This is a genomic window from Rhodococcus sp. P4_B6 (assembly GCF_056402215.1).
In genome coordinates this window covers 1-2034 of sequence record NZ_JBFUHV010000408.1, presented here as the reverse complement: position 1 = coordinate 2034, position 2034 = coordinate 1, and the positions used below count along the sequence as shown (strand labels likewise).

3 protein-coding genes are annotated in these 2034 nt (G+C 64.3%); all 3 read left to right on the top strand.

Translation table 11 applies throughout. The features are described 5' to 3' along the window. The coding region (locus tag AC1DWT_RS51060; protein WP_477926244.1) for a nuclear transport factor 2 family protein at positions 1-458 on the top strand (458 nt) is incomplete at its 5' end. Continuing rightward, positions 455-1318 carry an enoyl-CoA hydratase-related protein gene (locus AC1DWT_RS51055; protein WP_477926243.1) on the top strand — a complete coding sequence of 288 codons (864 nt, stop codon included), beginning with the start codon at positions 455-457 and terminating at the stop codon, positions 1316-1318. The genes AC1DWT_RS51060 and AC1DWT_RS51055, both read left to right, overlap by 4 nt. Next, positions 1315-2034, top strand: a 720-nt coding sequence (locus AC1DWT_RS51050) for an enoyl-CoA hydratase/isomerase family protein (RefSeq protein ID WP_477926242.1), incomplete at its 3' end; no start/stop codon positions are given. The genes AC1DWT_RS51055 and AC1DWT_RS51050, both read left to right, overlap by 4 nt.

The window sequence follows — 2034 nt, the reverse complement described above, 5'->3', positions numbered from 1 at the left end:
CTCGAGATCTGGCCGAACTGGTAGAGACGGCCAAGATCGAGCGAGTGATCTACGACTATGCCTACTACCTGGACATGAATCTGCCCGACGAACTCGCCGCGCTGTTCACCGAGGACTGTTACGTCGCCTACGGCCCCGGTTTCGGGGCCGAAGGTCGCCGGGCCTACCGCGAGACGCTCGACGGCATCGGGACGTTCTTCACCGCGACCAGTCATCACGTGTCCAATGTCGCCGTGACATTCGCGGACGACATGAACTCGGCGAGCGTCCGCTCCGTACTGTACGCATGGCATCGCTACACCAAGGAGGGCAAGGCCGACGGCTACTTCTTCGGGCAGTACCACGACGAGTTCGTCCGCGACGACCAACACGGATGGCGATTCTCGCGCCGGGAACTGCGGTCCTCCGGCGTTGTCGACTTCCATGTGAAGAAGCAGATCCCGATCGGCCGAGCATGACCGCCGTGGCGGAATCGGCGAACCAGGTTCGGTACGAGAACCTGCGCATCGAGCACAAAGGGTCGATCAGCTGGATCGTGCTCGATCGTCCCGGCAAGGCGAACGCTCTGTCCAACGAGCTTTTGGACGAGTTCAGCGATGCGTTGAACCGGCTGGCGACGACGGGCGGCAAAGTCATCGGAATTCGGGGGGCGGGAAAGGGCTTCTCTGCCGGTTACGACATCGGCCAGGTCGGCAAGGTGGTCGCCGATCCCGATCCGGTTGCAGATCGTGACCGATTGGCTCGCAACGTGAACCGATTCCTTGCGATCTGGGATCACCCGAAGCCCGTCATCGCAGCGGTACACGGATACTGCATCGCGGGTGCAACGCAGATGTGTGTGTTCGCGGACATCACCCTCGTCGCACGAGACGCGAAGATCGGCGAGCCCGCCATTCCGCTCGGTGGCGGATACGTCGCTCCGCTGTGGGCTCCACTCGTCGGGCCGAAACGCGCGAAGGAACTGGCCTTCGTTCCCGGCAACGCGATCGACGGAACCACGGCTGTCGAATGGGGATGGGCCAACCACGCGGTGGCGGAGGAGGATCTGATCGAGGCTGTCGAAACGCTGTCAGGCCGGATAGCCCGCACTCCGGCTGACATCCTCCGGATCAAGAAGCTCTCCATCAACAGGTCGATGGAGTCGATGGGCGTTCGAACCGCGGCCCAGGGCGGCGCCGAGATGGATGCCCTGCTCCACCTGTCGCCCGCCGTCGCCGAGGTGCGCGCATTCGTCGCCGAGGTCGGGCTCGGGGCAGCAGTAGCGGCATATCGCGAGCCGGTGGCCGCGACCGAAGAATCGAGAAGGGACATACCGTGAGTAGCGGAATTCAGTTCGAACTGGACGGCCACGTCGCCAGCGTGACACTCGATCGACCCACAGCACTGAACTCGATAGACCCCGAGATGGATCAGGCGCTGTTCGAGGCATGGACCGAGATCAACTCGAATCCGGACATCTGGGTAGCCGTACTCGGTGCCACCGGGGAGAAGGCATTCTGTGCCGGAGCCAACGTCAGCGGCGGCACCGAGGGCGCCGGGCGCCGGATGGCGCTGGGCGGCGGCCTCACGGGGGTGGGCGGGCCGTTGCTCACGCTCCGCAAGCCCCTGGTGGCGGCGGTTCAGGGATATGCGATCGGTGGTGGTTTCGAACTCGCCATGTGTGCGGACATCATCGTGGCCGCGGACACCGCGCAGTTCGGGATTCCCGAGACCAAAGTCGGGATCATCGGCGAAGCGGGCATCATGCACCGAGCCATTCGGCAGCTACCGCACCACATCGCGATGTCGTTGATCCTGACCGGCGACCGAATCGACGCACAGCAGGCCGAGCGGTACGGGCTCGTCAACGAGGTCGTCCCGTTCGAGAAGTTGGCGGAGACGGCTCGCTCCTGGGCCGATCGAATTGCTTCGGCGTCTCCACTTGCCGTTCAGGCCGCGAAAGATGCCGTGCTGTCGCGCGTCGGATGGCCGTTGGATGTCGCGCTGGCAACGAGGTACGAGCCGATCGAGGCCTACGCGAACAGTGCCGACCGG

Bases quoted from the DNA above. Each gene is read 5' to 3' on its own strand.
- AC1DWT_RS51055 (WP_477926243.1), top strand. From the start codon at position 455: ATGACCGCCGTGGCGGAATCGGCGAACCAGGTTCGGTACGAGAACCTG.